Source organism: Acetobacter estunensis (genome assembly GCF_011516945.1).
Classification (GTDB): domain Bacteria; phylum Pseudomonadota; class Alphaproteobacteria; order Acetobacterales; family Acetobacteraceae; genus Acetobacter; species Acetobacter estunensis.
Window position 1 is genome coordinate 84,731 of the sequence record NZ_WOTH01000010.1, and the last position, 20,443, is coordinate 105,173.

General features: G+C 62.1%; 17 protein-coding genes. 11 read left to right on the forward strand and 6 right to left on the reverse strand.

Annotation, left to right across the window (positions count from 1 at the left end; all coding sequences use genetic code 11):
- The first annotated feature begins 41 nt into the window (after positions 1 to 41).
- Together GOB87_RS07005 and GOB87_RS07010 are read left to right on the forward strand one after the other, a co-directional pair.
- Complete coding sequence (locus GOB87_RS07005; protein ID WP_166314229.1) at positions 42 to 1,994, forward strand: esterase/lipase family protein; 1,953 nt, start codon at positions 42 to 44, stop codon at positions 1,992 to 1,994.
- The gene (locus GOB87_RS07010; RefSeq protein WP_166314232.1) at positions 1,991 to 2,962 is read left to right on the forward strand and encodes an Lnb N-terminal periplasmic domain-containing protein; all 972 of its coding nucleotides are present in this window, start codon (positions 1,991 to 1,993) and stop codon (positions 2,960 to 2,962) included. Before GOB87_RS07005 ends, GOB87_RS07010 begins: the two co-directional genes overlap by 4 nt.
- A gap of 9 nt (positions 2,963 to 2,971) precedes the next feature.
- Here the strand turns inward: GOB87_RS07010 and GOB87_RS07015 are convergent, their stop codons facing one another.
- The gene (locus tag GOB87_RS07015) at positions 2,972 to 4,036 is read right to left on the reverse strand and encodes a cellulase family glycosylhydrolase (protein WP_166314235.1); all 1,065 of its coding nucleotides are present in this window, start codon (positions 4,034 to 4,036) and stop codon (positions 2,972 to 2,974) included.
- A gap of 75 nt (positions 4,037 to 4,111) precedes the next feature.
- Between GOB87_RS07015 and GOB87_RS07020 the strand changes: the two genes are divergently transcribed.
- The 7 genes from GOB87_RS07020 to GOB87_RS07050 all read left to right on the forward strand — a co-directional run bounded on the left by GOB87_RS07020 (position 4,112) and on the right by GOB87_RS07050 (position 11,320).
- The gene (locus tag GOB87_RS07020; RefSeq protein WP_264806001.1) at positions 4,112 to 5,428 is read left to right on the forward strand and encodes an Nramp family divalent metal transporter; all 1,317 of its coding nucleotides are present in this window, start codon (positions 4,112 to 4,114) and stop codon (positions 5,426 to 5,428) included.
- A gap of 172 nt (positions 5,429 to 5,600) precedes the next feature.
- Positions 5,601 to 6,806, forward strand: coding sequence for an aspartate aminotransferase family protein (locus tag GOB87_RS07025; protein WP_166314299.1), 1,206 nt, complete (start codon positions 5,601 to 5,603; stop codon positions 6,804 to 6,806).
- Positions 6,803 to 7,810, forward strand: coding sequence for an ornithine carbamoyltransferase (argF, locus tag GOB87_RS07030; protein ID WP_166314238.1), 1,008 nt, complete (start codon positions 6,803 to 6,805; stop codon positions 7,808 to 7,810). The genes GOB87_RS07025 and argF overlap by 4 nt, the downstream gene beginning before the upstream one ends.
- Complete coding sequence (locus GOB87_RS07035) at positions 7,807 to 8,142, forward strand: hypothetical protein (protein WP_166314241.1); 336 nt, start codon at positions 7,807 to 7,809, stop codon at positions 8,140 to 8,142. Before argF ends, GOB87_RS07035 begins: the two co-directional genes overlap by 4 nt.
- Positions 8,143 to 8,190: 48 nt before the next feature.
- On the forward strand, positions 8,191 to 9,165 hold the full coding sequence (gene hslO / locus GOB87_RS07040) for an Hsp33 family molecular chaperone HslO (RefSeq protein ID WP_166314244.1): 975 nt from the start codon (positions 8,191 to 8,193) through the stop codon (positions 9,163 to 9,165).
- Between the two features lie 46 nt (positions 9,166 to 9,211).
- The gene (locus GOB87_RS07045) at positions 9,212 to 10,279 is read left to right on the forward strand and encodes a hypothetical protein (protein ID WP_166314247.1); all 1,068 of its coding nucleotides are present in this window, start codon (positions 9,212 to 9,214) and stop codon (positions 10,277 to 10,279) included.
- Between the two features lie 108 nt (positions 10,280 to 10,387).
- Entirely contained in the window at positions 10,388 to 11,320 is a 933-nt protein-coding gene (locus tag GOB87_RS07050; protein ID WP_242006213.1) for a hypothetical protein, read from the forward strand.
- A gap of 18 nt (positions 11,321 to 11,338) precedes the next feature.
- Here GOB87_RS07050 and GOB87_RS07055 read toward each other — a convergent pair whose 3' ends face one another.
- Together GOB87_RS07055 and GOB87_RS07060 are read right to left on the reverse strand one after the other, a co-directional pair.
- Positions 11,339 to 11,770, reverse strand: coding sequence for an ArsR/SmtB family transcription factor (locus tag GOB87_RS07055; RefSeq protein WP_166314250.1), 432 nt, complete (start codon positions 11,768 to 11,770; stop codon positions 11,339 to 11,341).
- Positions 11,767 to 12,414, reverse strand: a complete 648-nt coding sequence (locus GOB87_RS07060) for a peroxiredoxin (protein ID WP_166314253.1) — start codon at positions 12,412 to 12,414, stop codon at positions 11,767 to 11,769. The genes GOB87_RS07055 and GOB87_RS07060 overlap by 4 nt, the downstream gene beginning before the upstream one ends.
- A 211-nt stretch (positions 12,415 to 12,625) precedes the next feature.
- On the opposite strand from GOB87_RS07060, the gene GOB87_RS07065 reads away from it, so the two are divergent.
- The gene (locus GOB87_RS07065) at positions 12,626 to 13,690 is read left to right on the forward strand and encodes an NAD(P)-dependent alcohol dehydrogenase (RefSeq protein WP_166314256.1); all 1,065 of its coding nucleotides are present in this window, start codon (positions 12,626 to 12,628) and stop codon (positions 13,688 to 13,690) included.
- A 21-nt stretch (positions 13,691 to 13,711) separates the two neighbouring features.
- On the opposite strand, the gene GOB87_RS07070 is transcribed toward GOB87_RS07065, so the two are convergent.
- Together GOB87_RS07070 and GOB87_RS07075 are read right to left on the reverse strand one after the other, a co-directional pair.
- Positions 13,712 to 14,809 carry a purine nucleoside permease gene (locus tag GOB87_RS07070; protein ID WP_166314259.1) on the reverse strand — a complete coding sequence of 366 codons (1,098 nt, stop codon included), beginning with the start codon at positions 14,807 to 14,809 and terminating at the stop codon, positions 13,712 to 13,714.
- Positions 14,806 to 16,350 carry an adenosine deaminase family protein gene (locus GOB87_RS07075; RefSeq protein ID WP_242006214.1) on the reverse strand — a complete coding sequence of 515 codons (1,545 nt, stop codon included), beginning with the start codon at positions 16,348 to 16,350 and terminating at the stop codon, positions 14,806 to 14,808. The genes GOB87_RS07070 and GOB87_RS07075 overlap by 4 nt, the downstream gene beginning before the upstream one ends.
- A gap of 401 nt (positions 16,351 to 16,751) precedes the next feature.
- Here GOB87_RS07075 and GOB87_RS07080 point away from each other — a divergent pair, with 401 nt between their 5' ends.
- Positions 16,752 to 18,776 carry a M1 family metallopeptidase gene (locus GOB87_RS07080; protein ID WP_166314308.1) on the forward strand — a complete coding sequence of 675 codons (2,025 nt, stop codon included), beginning with the start codon at positions 16,752 to 16,754 and terminating at the stop codon, positions 18,774 to 18,776.
- A gap of 55 nt (positions 18,777 to 18,831) precedes the next feature.
- On the opposite strand, the gene GOB87_RS07085 is transcribed toward GOB87_RS07080, so the two are convergent.
- Positions 18,832 to 20,358, reverse strand: a complete 1,527-nt coding sequence (locus GOB87_RS07085) for a hypothetical protein (RefSeq protein ID WP_166314262.1) — start codon at positions 20,356 to 20,358, stop codon at positions 18,832 to 18,834.
- Between the last annotated feature and the right edge of the window lie 85 nt (positions 20,359 to 20,443).

Consider the following 20,443-nt stretch of genomic DNA (forward strand, 5'->3'; position numbering starts at 1 on the left):
ACAGTAATCTGCGGCCTCCAGCAACCGGAGACCGACACTACATGCGCCAACGCGCGACATTACGACGGCAGCAGAGCCGCAAAGGCGCACTGATTGCCGCCGCGTTACTGGCGCTCTCCGCCTGCTCCCCTGTCTCCATCGAGAAACTCGGCCTTGTGGACGCCTACAGGCAGCGCAACATCAGCGCCCTGTGGAGCGAGACGCCCAGCAACTCGACACGGATCGTGCTGCAACGCCAGAACCTCGAAACGACGTGGCAGCACGATCCCGATCGCGCCATCACTTCGCTGCGCACGATGACGCAGGCCGGGTTCTTTGCCCAGAACCTGTCCGATCAGTTGTTCGCTCTGGCGGAACTGTCCTGGCTGCGCGCACGCCAGACGCACGACCGGACAATTTTCATGGCCGCGGCTCTCTACGCCTATGCCTATCTCGCCCCCGATGCGTCGGTGGATGACCGCCCCAGCCCCTATGACGCGCATTTCCGTCAGGCCTGCGATCTCTACATGTTTGCCCTTACGGAGGCATTCGGCTCTCCGGTCAATGTAGGCGCCCAACGCTGGCAGCTTCCCTTCGGCACGCTCGACCTCTCTGCCAATCCGACCGACCGGCAATGGCACGGACATGAACTGACGGATTTCCGCCCCACGGCACGGCTGAAGATCCATGGCCTGAACAATATCTACATCACGCCGGGTCTGGGGGAGCCTCTTGCCGCGATCCCCATGATGACCACGGGAGAGAGTGCCGCCTTCCAGATTACGGACCGCGAGCGTGTGCCGGTCAGCCTGTTTCTGGATCTTCCCTCCGCCCGTGAACAGATCCTCTCCGACACACTGACCGGACACCTGTTCCTGTCCGCCGAAGATGAACAACAGGCGCATCCTGCTGGTGATGTTCATGTTCCGCTTCAGTACGACACGACCACGGCGCGCGCCATCAGCCTGAGTGAATCGGTGGACTGGTCTGCTGAATACAGAGGTTTTCTCGACGGACAGTTCCTCGATCAGCACCATCGCCTGCGCCTTGCCGCCATCGAGCCGCATCGGCTGGGACGCATGCCGGTCGTTCTGGTGCATGGCACGGCGTCCAGCCCCGGACGATGGGCGGACATGGTGAACGATCTTCTGTCCGATCCGGAAATCCGCCGTCATTACGAATTCTGGCTGTTCTCGTACGGCACGGGAAACCCGATCCCCTACTCCGCCCTGCAACTCAGGGAATCGATCAATGAGGCGGTGCAAAGCCTTGGCGGTCCGCAGGCCGATCCGGCGCTCGCCCATGTCACCCTCATCGGCCACAGTCAGGGCGGCCTTCTTTCCAAAATGCTCGTGATCGACGCGAAAGATCTTCTGTGGGACGGGCTGCTCTCCACGCCGTTCGACAAGCTACGCCTCACGCCGGACGCACGCGATCTGCTGCACGAAGCCCTCTTCCCCGCGCCCATGCCTGTGGTGGACAATGTGGCCTTCATCTCCACCCCCCAGCACGGCAGCTACCTCGCCACACTGTCCGTCTCACGCGTTCTGGGACGGATGATGACGTTTCCTTTGTCCGTCACGCATGTCATGCAGGAGCTTGTTTCCGACAATCAGGGACTGCGACTGGACATGAGCGCGTGGCGGGTGGGCAGCGTCTATGGCATGTCGCCCGAAAGCCGCTTCATCCGTGCGCTGGCAGCCATTCCCGTGTCGGAAAAAGTGGAGGCCCACTCCATCATTCCCGTTCTTGGGGACAAGCCCGGACCGGATGCCACCGACGGGGTGGTGGAATATGAAAGCGCCCATGTGCCGTATGTAAACTCGGAACTGGTGGTCAAACACTCGGCCCACTCCACCCAGTCCAACCCGGTGACGATTGCCGAAGTGCGGCGCATTCTCTTCAATCGCATCCATCGTCTGACCGGCGATACGCCTCCGCCCGGCGATATGGAGCAACGCAATATCGCACGGATCGGCGGTCTGTATGTCCCCACGGAAAGACCTTCGGAATGAAACGGTTTTTCTGTATTCTTTGCATCATCGCTGCCGTTCTCATGATCGCCTTCTCGGCGGCAGCGTTCCATTACTCGACCATCCTGCCCATCTGGCTCTGCACAGCGCTCTCGATTGTTTATCCCCTGTTACTGGCAGCCGCTTTTCTCCAGAAACGGCAGACCGTGCGGCGTGGCGCATCAGCCGTTCTGCTGCTGGGTTTCTGGGGATGGTATCTGACCGATCCTCCCCGCAATGACCGTGACTGGTCCGGGGAATATTCTCTTCCGGCCGATGCGGTTCTTGAGGATCATATCGCGCATATTCGGCATATCCGGAATTTCGCATGGCATACGGAAAGCACCTTCACGCCCGCATGGTATGACGCGGATTACGATGTGGACGCGCTCTCGGGAGTGGACCTCATCACATCCTACTGGGCGGGTGAAAGCATCGCCCATGTATTCCTGTCCTTCGCCTTCAACACCGGACAGCATCTGGCCATTTCCATCGAAACCCGGAGGCAGAAGCGCTTTCCCTATTCCGCCATTGCCGGGTTCTTCCACCATTACGAACTGTTCTACGTCACGGCGGATGAACGCGATCTGATTGGTGTGCGCACGGATTTCCGAAAAGAGCGTGTCTATCTCTATCACCTCGACCTCTCACCGGCGACGGAAAAGCGCCTGTTCCTGAGCTATCTGGCCGAGATTCATTCTCTCACCCGAACACCGCAATGGTATAACACCCTGACGGACAACTGCACGACCGGGATTCTCACACGCGCGCAGGCGCAATGGCGCTACCGTCTGGACTGGCGCGTTCTGCTCAGCGGCTATACGGCATCTCTGGCCTATGACATGGATTTTCTTGACCGACACTACGATTTCCCGACTCTCAAGCGCATGAGTCGTATCCATCGACCTGAAGGCGCCGTGCCGGATGCGGGCTATTCGCAGGAGATCCGCAAAGGGCTTCCCGACGAATAGCCCACCATCTTATTTCGGCAGACAGTCCAGCATGATCTGTACACGTGGATCGGTCGTATCCGCCGTGATGTAATTGGCGTTTTTCGCAAGCCACGCATCGTCACACCAGACGGTGGTGGCGATCATGCGCGAATCCGCCGCCAATGCCGTGAGCATGTTGGAGAACGCCGTGCGCGAGATGTCATCGTTCGGACATCCCGTCTCGCTCAGGACGATCCCGGAATAACACAACGGCAACTGGGAGGCGAACAGCCCGGCGAAACGCTCGACACCGATGGTCGCACTAGCGGCCGATGCGCCCGAGCCTGTATTGTACTGATCGAGATAACAGTGAACGTCCAGCACACAGGGGCCTACGTCATCCACCACGGCGGGCGGCGGATTGGTCGCACTGAACTGCGAGACCGCCTGCCAATCGGTCCATGGCACAAGGATCGTGCCCTTGTAACCAGCGCCGCGCATGGCCGCAATGGCCTTGTTCCACAGCAGCTGATACGTCGCGTTGTCGTGCTGGGACGGCTCGTTCATCAGGCCGATGCCCACGCATGACGAGCTGGCATCGCCCATCCACGCCGTGACCTTTGTCGCCAGCCGCGTCATGTAATCGAGATACTGCGCCTCTCCCTCTGTCGTGGTGATGTCCACAGTCGCACCACTGGTCTGGATGCTGCCAAAGCCATGCGGATCGAAGAACACGAAGCCTTTCGCATCCAGATAAGGCTGCGCCAGCGCCGTGGAATAACCGAAATAGGTCGGATCGAGGTCGGTTCCCATGCCGCCGGGCTGCATGCGGTAGAGATTGTGCGGGATACGCGCGGCTGTGCAGCCAAGCGCAATCCAGCCTTCAGCACGCGATGCGTTGGGAACATTGTAATTGTAATAAGCGCGTGTCGAAAACGTGCTGCCGTCTTCAAGACCGCCAAGATTTACACCGATGAGAATCGTCGTTCTCCTGAAATGATAATGCCATGAAAAAATGACGCCTGCGGTGCTCAGGCGCGCGGCAATCCTAAATGTCTTTATTGGAAAGAAGTGGAAGACAATGGCGTCCAGATCAGCATCTTCTGAAACCACTTTCCTTCCACCAAAAAGTATAGCACTGTGCATATTGATTGATCGCCCTGTCGCATCCGAAGAAAGAGCCCGCCCGTGTCCGACACACCCGTCGTCCGCCGCTCCCTGCCCGAAGTCTTCGCCAGCATCCGCGTGCCCGGCCCGGACGCGCCATGGCTAAAGCGGTTCGCGGCCTTCGTGGGACCGGGTTACCTCGTCTCGGTGGGGTATATGGACCCCGGCAACTGGGCGACCGATCTGCAGGGCGGAGCGCAGTTCGGCTACACGCTGCTGAGTGTCATCCTTCTGTCCAACCTGATGGCGATCCTGCTGCAGGCCCTGTCCGCCCGACTGGGCATCGTCACGGGACTCGATCTGGCGCAAGCCTGTCGGGCACGGTGTCCAAAAGCTCTCAACATGGTGCTGTGGATCACCTGCGAACTGGCCATCATCGCCTGTGATCTCGCGGAGGTGATCGGCACGGCGGTGGCACTTCAGCTTCTCTTCGGTCTTCCTCTCGTGGTCGGCGCTCTCCTCTCTGCGCTGGACGCTTTTGTGGTGCTGCTTCTGATGGGGCGCGGGTTTCGTTATCTCGAAGCCTTCATCATCGGGCTTCTGGTCGTGATTGCGGTGTGCTTTGGCGCCCAGATCATAATGGCCGATCCTTCGGTCGCGGCCATTATGAAGGGATTTGTGCCGAAACCCGCCATCTTGACCAATCCGACCATGCTCTACATCGCCATCGGGATCATCGGCGCCACCGTCATGCCGCATAATCTCTATCTGCATTCCTCCATCGTGCAGACGCGGGCATTCGAGCGCACGCCTAACGGCCTGCGTGAAGCCATCCGGTTCAGCACGCTCGACAGCACCATCGCGCTCACATTCGCGCTGTTCATCAACGCCGCCATCCTGATCGTGGCGGCTGCGGCCTTTCACACCACCGGCCATGCGGACGTGGCCGATATCGACGTGGCCTATCACCTGCTGTCACCCGTGCTCGGGGCGGGCATCGCCTCCACCCTGTTCGCCGTGGCACTGCTCGCGGCCGGCATGAACTCCACCATCACGGGCACACTGGCGGGTCAGATCGTGATGGAGGGCTTCCTCGATCTGCGCCTGCCGGGCTGGATGCGGCGGCTGCTCACACGCAGTCTCGCCATCGTGCCGGTTGTGTTCGTCACACTGGTGCTGGGGGCGGACCATGTGAACGATCTGCTGGTGTTCAGTCAGGTCGTCCTGTCCATGCAGCTTCCCTTTGCCGTCATCCCGCTGGTCTGGTTCACCACACGGCGTGACATGATGGGCAACTTCGCGATCTCACGCCCTCTCGCATTAATCGCCTGGATCGTGGCCACCGTCATTCTGGTGCTCAATTTCAAGCTGCTCCACGACGCCATAATGGGCGGCTGAAAGACGGCCCTGCCTCCTGCGAAAGGCAGTCCACCGCGCTTTTCATCCCCGTGCTGTTTGACTTGGACACATGCCCGCGTTCATCATGGCAATGGACCGGACGCCCGCTTCCCTTCAGGAGCGGGCTATGTCTGTTTCAGCCCATTCATTCCAGCAGGAAGCACCGCTTTCCATGATCTCCGCCCTGATGCCGACCTACAACCGCGCCGACCTCGCTTTCGAGCGGGGCGAAGGCGCCTGGCTGTACACGACGGATGGACGACGATTTCTCGACTTTGCCTCAGGTATCGCCACCTGCTCGCTCGGCCACGCCAACCCGCATCTGGTAAAGGCCATCACCGAACAGGCGGCGAAGGTCATTCACGTCTCCAACCTGTTTCGCGTGCCGCAGGCCGAGCGCCTTGCCGCGCGGCTGGTGGAAGCGACGTTCGCCGACAGCGTGTTTTTCTGCAATTCCGGCGCGGAAGCGAACGAAGGCATGGTGAAAGCCATGCGCCGCGCGCAGGCCAAGAGCGGCCATCCCGAGCGCACGCGCATCCTGTGCTTTGAGGGCGCGTTCCACGGCCGCACGCTGGGCATGCTCTCGGCCACCGGCAACCCGACCTATCTTGAGGGTTTTGGCGAACGTGCGCCGGGCTTCGATCATGTGCCGCTCAACAACATGAACGCTGTGCGCGACGCCATCACACCCGAGACAGCGGGCGTGATGCTCGAACCCATTCAGGGCGAGAGCGGCATAAAGGCCGCGGACGTACGCTTCCTCAAGGAACTGCGCACCATGTGCGACGAGTTCGGCCTGTTCCTCGGCTTTGATGAGGTGCAGACGGGTGTGGGCCGCACGGGCAAGCTGTTCGCGCATGAATGGGCCGGTGTGGAACCCGATGTCATGTCCGCCGCCAAGGGGCTGGGCGGTGGTTTTCCCATCGGGGCCATCCTCGCTCGCGAAGCCGTAGCGAAACATCTGACACCCGGCACGCACGGCACCACCTTCGGCGGCAATCCGCTGGCCTGCGCTGCGGGCAATGCCGTGCTCGACGTGCTGCTGGCGCCGGGCTTTATGGAGCGCGTGCAGGAGCGCGCGGCCCTGCTCGACGGGCAACTCGACATCCTGATTACGGAGTTTCCCGACATCTTCACCGAGCGGCGAGGGCTTGGGCTGCTGATCGGCCTGCGTTGCGTGCCCAAGGTGGGCGATGTGCTGAACGCCGTCCGCGACGCTGGCCTGCTGGCCGTGGCGGCGGGCGACAACGTGCTGCGGCTGGTGCCCCCTCTCATCATCTCGAAACAGGACTGTGAGGAAGGCGTGACCCGCCTCCGGCAGGCCGCCACTCATCTGCGCGCCGCATCTGGCGCCAAAACGCCGGAGATCACCTCGTGACCGCCTCAGCCGCTTCCACACTCACCGCTCCGGCACCCGTCGGGCAGAGCGCGATCCGTCACTTTCTCGACCTGCGCGATCTGGACCGGACGACACTGCGGCAGATTCTCGACGTCGCTGCGGGCATCAAGAAGATGCAGCACGGACGCCGCCGGCCGATCCATCCGGCCCGTCCGTTGGAAGGCCGCGCGCTGGGCATCCTGCTCTCCAAGCCTTCCACCCGCACGCGCGTCTCGTTCGAGGTCGGCATGCGCCAGCTCGGTGGCGACGCCGTGGTGCTGTCCTCGGCTGACACCCAGTTGGGTCGGGGCGAGTCCGTCAAGGACACGGCGCGCGTGCTGTCACGCTTCGTGGACGCCATCGTGCTGCGCACGGGCCGCACATCCGCACTGCACGAACTGGCGCGCTGGGCCAGCGTGCCGGTCATCAACGGCCTCACGCCTGCGTCCCACCCGGTCCAGATCATGGCCGACATCATGACCTTCGAAGAGCATCGCGGCCCGATCGCGGGACGCACGCTGGCATGGGTGGGCGACGGCAACAATGTCACGTCGTCCCTGATCGAGGCCGCTGCCCTTTTCGATTTCCGCCTGAACATCGCCACCCCCACGCAGCTTGCGCCCAACGCCGAGGTCGTGGCGTGGGCACGCGGGCAGGGCGCGGAACTGATGCTCACGCACGACCCGAAAGAAGCCGTAGCCAACGCTGACTGCGTGCTGACCGATACATGGGTGAGCATGTCCGACGAGGCCGCCGCCGAGCGCATCGCGCTGCTGGAGCCTTACCGGGTGGACGCAGCCCTGATGAAACTCGCCGCGCGCGATGCCCTGTTCATGCACTGTCTCCCTGCCCATATCGGAGAGGAAGTGACGGAAGAAGTGTTTGAAGGCCCTCATTCCGTGGTGTTCGATGAGGCCGAAAACCGTCTGCACGCGCAGAAAGGTCTCCTCGTCTGGGCATTGGGCGGCAAGGATTGGACACGGTTCGGAAAGGAAGAGGCATGAGCGACATCCCGCAGGACGGCCCCGAAGGCGGCCCGATCCATATGACCTCCACGGAGGACGTGCCCGCCGCCCCCGGCTGGCTGGAACCCGAGGCCGACAAGGTGTTTGCAAAGCTGGGCCTGCCTGCCGACAAAACGCAGCGGTTTCGCGATTCCTATATCGACTGTCTGGCCAGCGCCCCACGCTCGGAAGATCTGGACAGCGCGCATGACAGCTGCCGGATGGGCCTGCTGTCAGCCATGAAGGCGGCCTTTACGCTCGATGCCACACAGTGGCGCGCCTTCGAGAAGGATCTTGAGGCGCTGGAAGCGCGCCTGACGGCCGACCTCTAAAAACGCTTCGTTTTCCCACCCCATATGCCCCCGTCAGGAGACCGAGCCATGGACGCACCAGCTTTTCTCGACCGCGACCGCCCAGCCGTTCCTGACGTGGTGGTGCCCGGCGGTGTGACGCCGTTTTATCTGGGAGGACGGCCCGTCCGCGGGCGGTTGGTCCGTCTTGGGCGGCTGGCCGATGTGCTGCTGACCCGTCATGAGAACGCCCCCGTCGTGTCCGCTCTTGGCGGCAAGGCGCTCGCGCTGGTGGCGGCATTGGCGAGCGCCCTGAAGTTTCAGGGCTCCTTCTCGCTTCAGATCAAGGGGGATGGGCCGGTTGGCATGCTGCTGGCCGACTGCACGGACACGGGAGGGCTGCGCTTTTACGCCCGCACAGATGAGAAGGCGCTTGAAGCCCTGCTCGCCACCGACCCGGCACCAACCGACCGTCTGCTGACCGGAGCGGGCTATCTTGCGCTGACGGTGGATCAGGGACCGGACACGGACCGGCACCAGGGCATCGTGGAAATCACGGGCGATACGCTCGCCGACATGGCTATGCACTACTTCGACACCAGCGAGCAGCACGCCTGCAAAATCATGCTGGCCGCCTGCAAGGGGCCGGAAGGCTGGCGGGCCGGAGCCCTGATCCTTGAGCGCATCGCTCATGGCGGCGGCGTGGAAGACGGCGTTCAGGATGCCGAGACCCGCGATGCGCTCGACGAGCACGAGGAGGACTCCTGGCAGACAGCCTGCGTGCTGGCCGCGACACTCACCGAGGACGAACTGCTCGATGACGCGCTGCCGCCTGCCACCCTGCTGCACCGTCTGTTCCATGAGGAATCCCTCAAGCTGGGGCAACCGCGCGCGCTGGCTTATGGCTGTCGCTGCTCACGCGCGAAACTTTCGGACATCCTCGCGCGCTTTCCTCAGGACGATCTCGATCACATGGCCGAAGACGGGCAGATCACCATGAAATGTGAGTTCTGCAACCACGACTTCCATTTCGGCCGTGACGAGGTGGGAACCCGCCCGGCATGACACTAAGCGCCTCCTTCCAGCCGGTGCCCTGACAGCGGACACGACCATGACCAACACCTCTCTTTCCCGGGATATCGCCCCGGCCGCACCGGATGAGAACTGCATTGCCGTGCGCATTGACGGCACGATGCGGCCGATCCGTATGCGCGGACAGCCGATCTATGAGTTTTATCCGGGATGGCAGCCTTTCGCACTGCATGTCAGCCTGCTGTCCACCCCGATCCTGCGGATGCGCAATGAGAGCGGGCAGGAGGCCTACTGGATACTGGACGGAAGTCTCGATTATCTCGCCAGTTGTCTGGACGATCTGCCGGATTCAGAGCGTGAAGGGATGGTGACGGCCATTGCGCCATTTTTTCTCTCCCTGACACAGCAGACCCTGTCCGCCATCCGCCCGGTGGAACCCCAGAAGATGGACAGCGTGCGCAATCTGGGCCGTCAGTTGTGCGAGGAGCTTCTCCGGGAATGGCTTGAGCGCTCGCCGCCGCCGGGCTGTCTCACGCCACCGATGCTGCCGCAAAACGGGATCACCTTCAGCGCCGATCGGCCACCGTTGCCCGCCGCGACGCTGGTGCAGCTTCTGGAAACCGCGAAGGGACTGGCGAACCGAGCCATGCCCGTCATCCTCTCGCCCCATGGCAGCCTGGTGCTGCGGGGCTATCGCGTACTCGACGATCCCGATCTCGTGCTCATGCGCTTTGCCGATCCCAATGCGGGCGACGTGTTCTATGCGGGGCTGGTTCGCCCTGCCCCGGAACTCGACGACAGTCACGGCATTGCAGTTCTTTACTGCCCGCAGATGAATCTGATCCTCAGCGAGCGCCCGGCGGAACAGGCCGCGACCATTCCCTTCCGCCTGCTGGCCCGTTTCATCAGCGATCCGGATGCAATCGGGAAAGCCCCTGCTGAGCCCGTCATGAAATTCGGTTTGTCCGATGTCGCCGGGAAAGGATTCACGCTGGGTGCGGCGTCATCCCTGCCAACATCCCTGCCGGAGTTTCCCAGACGGACTTCTACCGCGACGGGCGCGGACAGTTCCGAGGACATCCCACCCGCAGAACTATCGGACGAGTTTTCCACCCATCACCGGCTGCCCCCTGCCGATGCTCCATGACCTGTGAGGACCGCATGTTCCGTGCGTCATGACGAAGGCGCGGAAATGTGGCATCACCGACAGGCAAGACAAAGCCCCTTCGAGGGGCGTGAGACACGGAGTGGTGGGATGAAACGTGATCGCAACCGGGTCGGCACGCTGATGCGCCTGCCGCGTCTGTCTTTTCTGGTGCTCTCGCTGGCCGCGGTCTCAGCGCTTCCCGGTTGTTCGTCCGACACCACCGCCGTGACCTCGTTCCCGCCCTACCAGTACGGCTATCTCTCCCAGCTTCAGTTGAACGTCGCCACCATGCGGGTTGTAAACGACGCCACACCGGGCGCCGTGCCCGGCGATGAAGCCACTGATGCGCCCATTCCCCCGGCGCAGGCCCTGACGCAGATGGCTCAGGATCGGCTCATCGCCGCCGGACAGAGCGGTTCGGCCGTGTTCACCATCGACCGCGCCTCCATCCTGCATGACGCAGGCGGCACGTTGTCGGGACAGATGGACACGCATCTCGACATCACCTCCGCCACCGGACAAAAAGTTGGCGTCGTGGAAGCGCATGTAAAACGCGACATGAAGCCCGATCTCTCGAAGGGCGATGCGGACAGCCGCGCCAACCTGTATGAGCTGACGCGCCAGATGATGCAGGACATGAACGTGGAGCTGGAATACCAGATCCGCAACAACCTCAAGGACTGGCTGGTGGACGCGGGCGGACGCCCCGCGCAGGACGCCATCCAGAGCCAGTCCCTCGATGGCGCGACAGCGGCCAAACCGCAGGCAGCGGCCCCTGCTGACACAGCCGCTCCCGCAGCAGATGCAGCCCCCACAAGCCCGTCTTCCGCTGATACGGGAACCAAGACAACAGCACCGGCATCCACCGCCGCAGCGCCTTCGACTACATCCAGCACGCCCGCCACAAACGACGATGAGCCGGACGCCATCTTCCCCGGTGGCGCGCCGTCTTCCGACACCAGCAGCGACACAAGCGCGACATCGACACAAAAACGCTCGCCCGCAACGGGCTATCTCAAGCTGCCCGGCACGTCCAACTGATCCGGAAATCCACGTTTTTCAGCGGGAACCACCGGGAGAGCGGCCAGTCACCTTCACCTGCGCAAAGCAGGCGCCACCGCCGACCGTCGTGCGTGGCGAGGGCTGTGCCTGAACGACAGGAGCACTGGATGCACGCGAAAGCGGCGGTCCCTCCGGTACGGGCATGTCCAGCACCCCCATGAGCAACCGCGCCCGCTTCAACTCGTCCTCACTGGCAAAGCTGTAATACATCGAGCGGGAATCCCGTCGTGCCGCCAGAACACCGGCGCGGCGCAAGGTGCCGATCTGCTGGCTCAGGGTGGGCTGGGTCACGCCGGTTCGCGTTTCGATGTCACTGACGGCCAGTTCTCCCGCCAAGAGAGTGGAGAGGATGAGCAGACGCTGCGGCTGGGCGAAAAGCCGTAGCCGCTCACTCAGGGTCTTTGCCTCATCCGCTGTCAGTGTGCTCATGAACGCGGCATCTTTGCGTATTGCAGGAACCACGCCGGTCCGGCCTTGCTCACGGCGTCCTGCGTCAGATCACTCACCACCACCACATCCGCGCCGGGCGTCCAGCCCTCGGGGGTCATCACACCTTCACGGTCCACCACCTGCAAGGCCGTGACCAACCTCAGGAGTTCCGGCACCGAGCGGCCAACGGACGCCGGATACCAGTTGATGGCGCGAATGACCCCCTGCGGGTCGATCACGAACACACCGCGCACCGTAGCGCTGCTCTGGGCGTGCGCATCCAGCATCCCATAAGCACGGGCGATGGCCATGGACGGGTCTTCGACAATGGGAAAGGGAATGTCCACGCCAAAGCAGGAGCGGATGGCTTCCACCCACGCGAGATGGGAGGGCAGACTGTCGATGGACAGGCCCACGAGCCGACAGTCCAGCGCAGAAAACTGGTCAGTCGCTTTGGCGAACGCCATGAACTCACTGGTGCAGACAGGCGTGAAATCCGCCGGATGCGAGAACAGCACCACCCATCCCCCACGCAATCCGCTCAGGGACAACGCGCCCTGTGTAGTGCGCGCGGTAAAATCCGGGGCCGGATCACCGATCTTCAGGGTCATCGGTTCCACCGCAGGCGCGGGCGTGTCGTTCATGATCCGTTTTCCATCGAGATGGCCGTGTCCTCCGGCAGGCAGGGCGCAGACTGGCCCCGGTCAGAGCCTTCCCTTCCGTAACGCTCCCGATGAGAAATCTCAACGACAGCTCTTTCCGAGCAATGTTTCTCACAACAGCGTTCGTTGACCCGCCCACCTCTCTGCCGGAGGATACGCGCCAGATTTTCCCTTACGAGATAAGGAACGCCTCATGTTTTCCTGTGTCGGCTATGCCGCTTCCAGCGCAACCGCACCGCTTGCCCCCTTCACCTTCGAGCGCCGTGACTGTGGCCCGCTCGACGTGAAGATCGACATCACGCATTGCGGCGTCTGTCATTCCGATATTCACACCGTCCGCAGCGAATGGGGTGAGTCCTCCTATCCCTGCGTGCCCGGCCACGAGATCATCGGACGTGTCGCGGCGGTGGGAGATGATGTGACACGCTTTCGTGTCGGCGAACGGGTGGGCGTGGGGTGCATGGTCAACTCCTGCCGGGAGTGCCCCTCCTGTCAAAACGGACTGGAACAGTACTGCGACGCCACGCCCACATGGACCTACAACAGTCCGGACCCCGCTTTTCCCACGGCGGGCGCCCACACATTCGGAGGCTATGCCCGTCACATCGTGGTCGATGAGCATTTCGTGCTGCGTGTGCCCGAAAACCTCGATCCGGCTGCCGCCGCCCCGCTGCTCTGCGCGGGGATCACGACATGGTCGCCTCTGGCGCACTGGAAGGTCGGGAAAGGTCATCGCGTCGGTGTGGTAGGGCTGGGCGGACTGGGGCATATGGCCGTCAAGTTCGCGGTCGCTCTTGGGGCGGAAGTGACATTGTTCACCACATCGCCCGGAAAGATCGAAGATGGAAAGCGACTGGGCGCGCACCGCGTCGTGATCTCGAAAGACGCGGCCGCCATGGCGTCGGAAGCCAATCGTTTCGACTTTATCCTCGATGCCGTCTCGGCCGATCATGACATCAACGCCTATCTCGGCCTGCTGCGTCAGGACGGGCACATGGTGCTGGTGGGTCTGCCGGAGAAGCCGATGGCCGTGGGGGCGTTCAGCCTTGTGGCCAAACGCCGCAGCCTGTCAGGCTCAGCCATCGGCGGGATTCAGGAAACGCAGGAAATGCTGGATTTCTGCGGAAAGCACGGCATCACCAGTGATATCGAACTGATCCGCATCGATCAGATCAATGACGCCTACGCGCGCGTGCTGCGCTCGGACGTGAAATACCGCTTTGTCATCGACATGGCCTCACTTCCTGAAAAACTCTGATTGCGAAAGAGAACTCCGGCATCAAGGCCGCGCATGTTCCTGCGGCACGGTGTCGGCATAACGATCCCAGTGCCGCACCAGTTCGCGCACGACCACACTGCCCACACGGTACGTCGCCTCCACAGACGGCAGGAAACCGGCAAAACCGTTCTCCGTCTGTTCGTCGCGCAGAAGCTGCGCCGCCGTCCCGCCCGGCGGCGGCATGTCGTAATTGCTGCCAGCGCGCAGCACCAGCGCGCGCCGGATATCCACGCGGCCCGCTTTTGCCTGCGCTGAGAGCGCCTGCATGAACGCGACATCCTCTTCCGCCGTGGTCGCGAAAACACCTTGTCCCTGCGTCCAGTATCGCACCCAGCGCTCCGCCCATGTATTCATGCGCGCCCCCACCCAGAACGTCTCGGACGACAGTGTGTCGCCCCGCATTACGGCGGGTGGTTTCTGCGCTTTTTCAAACCCTGTGTAGCGCGCGCGATTTGCGCGAAGTTTATCCGTATCGGAAAGCGGAATGTCGCGTGTCAGGTTCCACGCCCAGCCCACCAACCCCGGATCGAGCGTATAGGCCATGTCGCCCCACTGCGAATGAATCGGCGGGGTCGGCGTGGGTTCGGGATCGGCCCCCTGCACGGGCGTGAAACCGTCCGGCCATGAGGCGGGCATCTCACGCGCGTCCACCATATGCGCCAGCCCACCATTGACCACATGCGGCGCCCAGACCGCCGATCCAATGGAGCCGAAATTCGGATCGATCCCGCCGATTCCGGCAAGAATGAAATAGGCACGACGCAGATCGAAGCGTGTATCCAGCGCCAGCCCCGTCATGGCGGACGCCATGTGCGACGGCCCCTCACCCGTCACGATGCCAAGCACCTGCATGGTGGCATTATAGCGCAGCGTGCCATGATCGCTGCCCGGCGCCGACAGGACAGTGGGCAGAGGCAGTCTCTCCACCCAGTGCTGAAACTCGCCCGGCGTGTCGCCTGTGTCTGCGCCCAGTTCGAATGTCGTGACCACAACCACGCGCACCGGAAGCAGCGCCTCCGCGCCACGAGCGAGGGAAACCAGATGCACGAAAGGAAGCGCTGCGCCGAACAGGACAGCGCGGGCCAGTGTCCTGTTCATTGCGGCACCACCTCACCCTTCATCACCGCCTCCTCGAAACGGGCGAGGTCCGCTTCCAGCTTCCATTGCAGACGCGCTTTCTCACTGTGGCTCAAGAGATCGTGGCAGGCTCCATCGGTAGGCGCGTCACCCGGCACACGGTCGATACAGGCATCCGCGATGGTGAAGGGAGACACAGACGCCCACAGGCTGTCACCGGGCACAAAGGCATGTTCGAGACCCATACGCGAAAGATCGCGAAGATCGGTGTACGACAGGCCATAGCGCGTGGTGGCGTGGATATATTCGTCCGTGAGCGTGCTGCGCAGAACGCCCTCATCATCCGTGGACAGGGCCACGGGGACACCGTGCGCACGGAAAACCGGGAAAGGATGGTCCGCGCCCTTCACGCCGAGGATCTGCTCGTTGCTGGTCAAGTTGATTTCCACGAGCACATTGCGTTTGGCCATTTCCGTGAGCAGGCCATACGGATCCGTCTCCTGCATGATGTCCACGCCATGTCCGATGCGGCGCGCGCCAGCCACGTCCACGGCCTGCCGGATGTGCGAGAGCAGACCTTCCGGCGGCACCAGTCCCTCGGACAGTTCCCCGGCATGCAAAGAAAGTTTCACATGGGGCCAGCGCTCGGACAGCACGTGGAACATGTCCATATGCAGCGCGTAATCCCGCATGGCGATGGGGTTGTCTTCCGCCCCCACGATGTTCAGCCCCACAAAACGGGCATCCGCCTGCGCCAGCGCATAACCGAAGGCCAACTGGGAGAACACCATGCCCGGCGGCATGATCCGCACCGACTGCCACAGATACCGCACCGCCACCTGACACCCGGGCGACGCCTGCGGCGTCCCGCATTGCATCTTCTGGCGCGCGCCGTGCTCCATCCGGTCCGTTTCCTCACGCGCAAGTTTCACAAGATGAGACAGATGTGGCGTGATACGCCCCAATGCCACCGTCATGCCGGCCTCATCCCGGATGGTGGAGGACGCACCCAGACGCGCCGCCTCCAGCAATTGCGGGGACACCATCAGTTCCACATAGGTCACATGATCCCGCCGCGCCTGCGTGAGGGCATCGACCAGCATATCGGCATCCCGACCCACCGTGGCGGGAAGAAACTTGTCGAATGTGGCAAAGAAGTGATCGTGGAGTGAGCGATCGTCCGCAGTGGGCACAAAATCGCGTGTGGAAAGCGCATCGATGGTCCGCGCGGCCAGTTTCGGATCGGCCATGACCGTCTGCACCGGGTCCGCGTCTCGGGCCGGATGGAAACCGAAGCGGCAGCGCGTCGCGGTGATGGCGCCCGTGTCCGGGTTCACGCAGCGCTGGTCCTGATCGGCCCACTCCAGAAGATGCTCGGCCGGAATCGCGCCCACCAGATGGTTGTGCAGATCCGCGCCCTTGGGAAACGCACGCAGAAAAACCGAGAGCGCGGCTGGGTCATGGCGGATGGCCTCGAAACGGCGCGAGACCGCCTCTCCGGTGCGATCCGGCGCGGTTTCCGGCGCCGCGTGGGCGACACCGGACAGGAGGAGAGCAGACAAAACGGAGAAAGTGTAAACGAAACGGAAGGTCATACCGTGCATGGTGTGCCCCTGATTGGGTAATGACAATGGCATCAGGTGGAACGAACGGCGCGGCCCTGCGCTTTCCCCTGACGCATGGTTGCCCGTCCTTGACGCCCTCTGATGCTGGAGTAGCAGAAGAAGGCGTGCATGCATTCGAGTTTCGTCGTCAGGAGTCAGGAAACGTGAGAGCCCGGTCCCCCTTCCGCCCCGCCCCGTCCGGCTCCGCCGGTCTTTCAAGGGGAAGGGAAGGGATCACCCGACGACGCTTCACCGTCCCGCTTCTGGCCGGATTGCTGGTGACGACCGTGCTGTCCCCCTTCGCCCGCGCGGCCGACGCCCCGACGGAAAGCCCGTCCCCCACGCTGCCTGCCCTCCAGATGCCGCCGCCCGATCCGGCGCGCATCTTTGCGCCCCTGGCGTGGCCCGATCCGGTCAATGTTTTCCGCTCGGGCAGTGGTCGGCGTGGACCGGAGGCGTGGCAGAACCGCGCGGATTACGACATCCACGTGGCCATCGACCCTATCAGTCGCGTGCTGAGTGGGGATGAAACCATCACCTACACCAACAACAGCCCTGACGATCTGGATGTGCTGTGGGTGCATCTGGACCAGAACGCCTACCGCGAGGGCGCGCGCGCCAACTTCGCAACGCCCGCCTGGCACACGCATCACACGGACGGCGTGACCATCGAAAGTGTCACGATCGAGCAGGAAGAGCACGATACGCCCATCGTGCCCGTCATCTCGGACACACGGATGCAGCTTCCCCTCGTGCGGCCACTGCACAAGGGCGAAAAATACCGCCTGCGCATCGTCTGGCATCTCACCCTGCCCGGCGCCTGGGGCGGCCGCACCGCCGTTTCTCCAAGCCAGAATGGCGACATTTACGAAGTGGCCCAATTCTATCCGCGCATGGCCGTCTATGACGATCTGCGTGGGTGGGACACATTGCCCGGACTGGGTCAGGAGTTCTATCTGGAGACCGGAAACTTCGATTACAGCGTGACAGTACCCTCAGATTTCATCGTGGCAGGCTCCGGCGCACTGGTGAACGCCGACGACGTGCTGACACGCGAACAGCGGGACCGGCTCACGCAGGCGGCGCGAAGCGAACAGCGCGTGATGATCCGCACCCGCGACGAGGTTCTGGCGGCTGTCACGGCGGAACTTCCCGCCCCGTCTCCGGCCCCCAAGACAGTGGACAAGGCGCCCGCTCACAAGAACGAGCCAGCCAAGTCCACGCCTCCCGCACCTAAAACAAAAACATGGCGTTTCCACATGAACGACACGCGGGACGTGGCGTTTGCCGCCTCCGCCGCGTTCCTGTGGGATGCCGCCCGACTGGACATCGGAACCCAGACGGTGGCCAGCAAATCCGACGCAACGCCCCGTCTGGCCATGGCAGTCTACCCCGTGGAAGCCATGGGTTCGCATGGATGGGACCGCGCCGTGTCCTATGTGAAACACGCCATCGAGGACTTCTCCTCCCGCCTCTTTCCCTACCCTTGGCCCAATGCCGTGGCTGTCGGCGGTCATGGCGCGAACATGGAGTATCCGGGACTGGCCTTTGAGGGAAAGGACGAGAAGGACGGACAGCTTTTCGCCATGACGGTGCATGAATTTGCACATCAGTGGTTCCCTATGCTGGTGGGAAGCAACGAACGGCGCAACGCGTTCATGGACGAGGGCTTCGCCACGTTCCTCGGCACACTGGCCGCGCCCGATTTCAATCAGGGCGAATTCGCGCCCAAGCGGGACGCGGAGTTTGCCCCCACGAGTGGACGACCCGCGACCGACATCACCGCCCTGCTGCGCGACCCGGCCGCCCCCGTGCTGATGGCCCCCAGCGACACGGTGCCGGAGACGTATCGTCACCCGCTCACCTATTTCAAGGCAGCTTACGGGCTGACCCTTTTGCGTGAGCAGATCATTGGTCCCGAACGCTTCGACCGCGCCTTTCGCGCATGGATCACGGAATGGGCGTATCATCACCCCACGCCGTCGGATTTCTTCCGGTTCATGAGCAGCGAGACCGGAGAAGACCTCTCATGGTTCTGGCGTGGCTGGTTCTTCAACAACTGGGCCTCCGACTATGCCGTCGCCCCCGTGACCTATCCCGATGACGATCCTGCGAAAGGGGCGCTCGTTAAAGTGGTGAACCGCGGCTGGCTGCCTTTGCCCGTAACATTGCAGGTGACATGGAAAGACGGCAGTTCAGCGCGCGTGCGCATCCCCACCGAAGCGTGGGTGCAGCATAATGAAGTGACCGTGGAAGTGGCCGGCAATCAGCCCGTGCGCACGGCGATCGTCGATCCCGATCTCACCATTCCCGATATTGACCGTAGCAACAACAGTTTTGGAGCGATTTTGACTGTGACGCCGCCGACGAAGGCGGGACCTTGAGAGGAGCAAACTGGCTCGCCGGCTGAGTGAAGCCTTTCGAGTGAAATAGCCTCAATCATGAGGCCTCACTTGGCAACACACGTGATGAACTGCGAATGGGCCGATATCTTCTCACGGCAAGATGCGCCAATGCCAGCAGCGGCAAAAGCCAGATCACTCGCGCCTGAAAACGATCGTAGGGCGAGGCGACGATCCCGCAAACGGCCGCATTGATAACGAGACCTGCAATCACAAGGGCTGTGGCTGGCCATAACAGCGTGCTCGCACCGGTGACGCCTAAGGTTCGCGCGCGGACTATGGCCGTCAGCAGGATGAGCACACTGAGGATCAACGTTACATATGTGCTGATAGTCAATACTGTCTCAATCTTTCCGGGACTTGCGATCATGGATCGCATCGCTCGCCGGTACTCCGCAGGCGGTAGTCGAGGCGCTACCGCACCCAGAATATAAACCTCCTGCACCCGAAACATCGTGAGTTGCTGCGCAAAAGCCGTAGCAAGCCCTTTGATCGTCGCGACCGGCTGATCCTTCAGCACGGCGAGTGCAAAAGCGACCTGCTCATCGCTGATACGTCGTTTCGTGGCCGCATCGGCCACTGCGAAAACGCCGGTCGCAGGATCTGTGCTGAACATAAAATCTCGCCAATCGACCGGCAATTTGGCGAGATCGTTGCATATCTCGAAATGAGCCTGCGGGCAGTGGTGTTCGAGATAGGTCTTTCCCGGCCCCATCTCTTGGAGATGAGCAACCAAGAATGGAAGTCGGATCGGTGGCGCCCCTATCGCCTGCGTGGCGACACGGGCAAACACAACTTCACCCGCCAGTCCGACACCAACAGCCACCACAACCAGCATGGCCGGTCGGAGCAAGGGAACCTCGGCGAACCGCCAGAAGCGAGCAAAAGCACACCCCGTCATGACAAGGAGGATCGCCAATGGTGGATGGCTGTTGTGCGCCAACATTGCGAAACTCAGTATGACGAACGCGATTATTCGATCAATACGGCACAATCGACACCAACCATAGAGCAAGGTTGTAATCAGCAGCACGATTACCCCGGTGAAGACATCGGGCATCATCAAACCAACGAAATACCCCAATGGGGTAACAATCATCAGTACCGCCATGGAAATCAGGGCATATCCCCCCTTTCCCGGCAAAAACGTCCGAAAAAAAAGCAGGATTGTATAGGATACCGCCAACGCTTGAACGGCTGCCGCGATCATGAGCGAACCCGCCATGGCCGATGCAAACAGTAAAGCACCATAATAAACCGAGCGCCCAGCGATATAAACACCAGCGTTGGTCGAAGTGATGGCGCCCGCAGCCGTTGGATGAAGCTTTTCCAATGAAGTCGATGGTGTCAACCGAGCATGCTCACCGAGCAATCTCACCGCCCCCATCTCGGCGCCATTAATATAGGTTGGTGTATCCCAATAGAAAAAGACATCCGTATTGAGCATGGTCGGCACAAAAAAAATGATAGCGCCGATCAGGGTGGTCAGAAACAAGGCCCACCAAGGTTTCAAGACAGAAGAAGGGGAGAAAACTGACGCCTCTTCGATCAATCCTTCTTGCACCGTCTTTGTCTCCCGCGAGCAACGCTCTCATTTCGGTCGCCATCTGCGCCATCTGTCACACGGTGACCGACAGATAAATTCCCTC

What these genes read in the sequence shown, in the direction of transcription:
- GOB87_RS07050 (WP_242006213.1), top strand. Translation starts at nt 10,388, where the DNA reads ATGAAACGTGATCGCAACCGGGTCGGCACGCTGATGCGCCTGCCGCGT.
- GOB87_RS07060 (WP_166314253.1), bottom strand. Translation starts at nt 12,414, where the DNA reads ATGAACGACACGCCCGCGCCTGCGGTGGAACCGATGACCCTGAAGATC.
- GOB87_RS07065 (WP_166314256.1), top strand. Translation starts at nt 12,626, where the DNA reads ATGTTTTCCTGTGTCGGCTATGCCGCTTCCAGCGCAACCGCACCGCTT.
- GOB87_RS07025 (WP_166314299.1), top strand. Translation starts at nt 5,601, where the DNA reads ATGATCTCCGCCCTGATGCCGACCTACAACCGCGCCGACCTCGCTTTC.
- hslO (WP_166314244.1), top strand. Translation starts at nt 8,191, where the DNA reads ATGGACGCACCAGCTTTTCTCGACCGCGACCGCCCAGCCGTTCCTGAC.
- GOB87_RS07005 (WP_166314229.1), top strand. Translation starts at nt 42, where the DNA reads ATGCGCCAACGCGCGACATTACGACGGCAGCAGAGCCGCAAAGGCGCA.
- GOB87_RS07080 (WP_166314308.1), top strand. Translation starts at nt 16,752, where the DNA reads ATGCCGCCGCCCGATCCGGCGCGCATCTTTGCGCCCCTGGCGTGGCCC.
- GOB87_RS07045 (WP_166314247.1), top strand. Translation starts at nt 9,212, where the DNA reads ATGACCAACACCTCTCTTTCCCGGGATATCGCCCCGGCCGCACCGGAT.
- GOB87_RS07055 (WP_166314250.1), bottom strand. Translation starts at nt 11,770, where the DNA reads ATGAGCACACTGACAGCGGATGAGGCAAAGACCCTGAGTGAGCGGCTA.
- GOB87_RS07035 (WP_166314241.1), top strand. Translation starts at nt 7,807, where the DNA reads ATGAGCGACATCCCGCAGGACGGCCCCGAAGGCGGCCCGATCCATATG.
- GOB87_RS07010 (WP_166314232.1), top strand. Translation starts at nt 1,991, where the DNA reads ATGAAACGGTTTTTCTGTATTCTTTGCATCATCGCTGCCGTTCTCATG.
- GOB87_RS07070 (WP_166314259.1), bottom strand. Translation starts at nt 14,809, where the DNA reads ATGAACAGGACACTGGCCCGCGCTGTCCTGTTCGGCGCAGCGCTTCCT.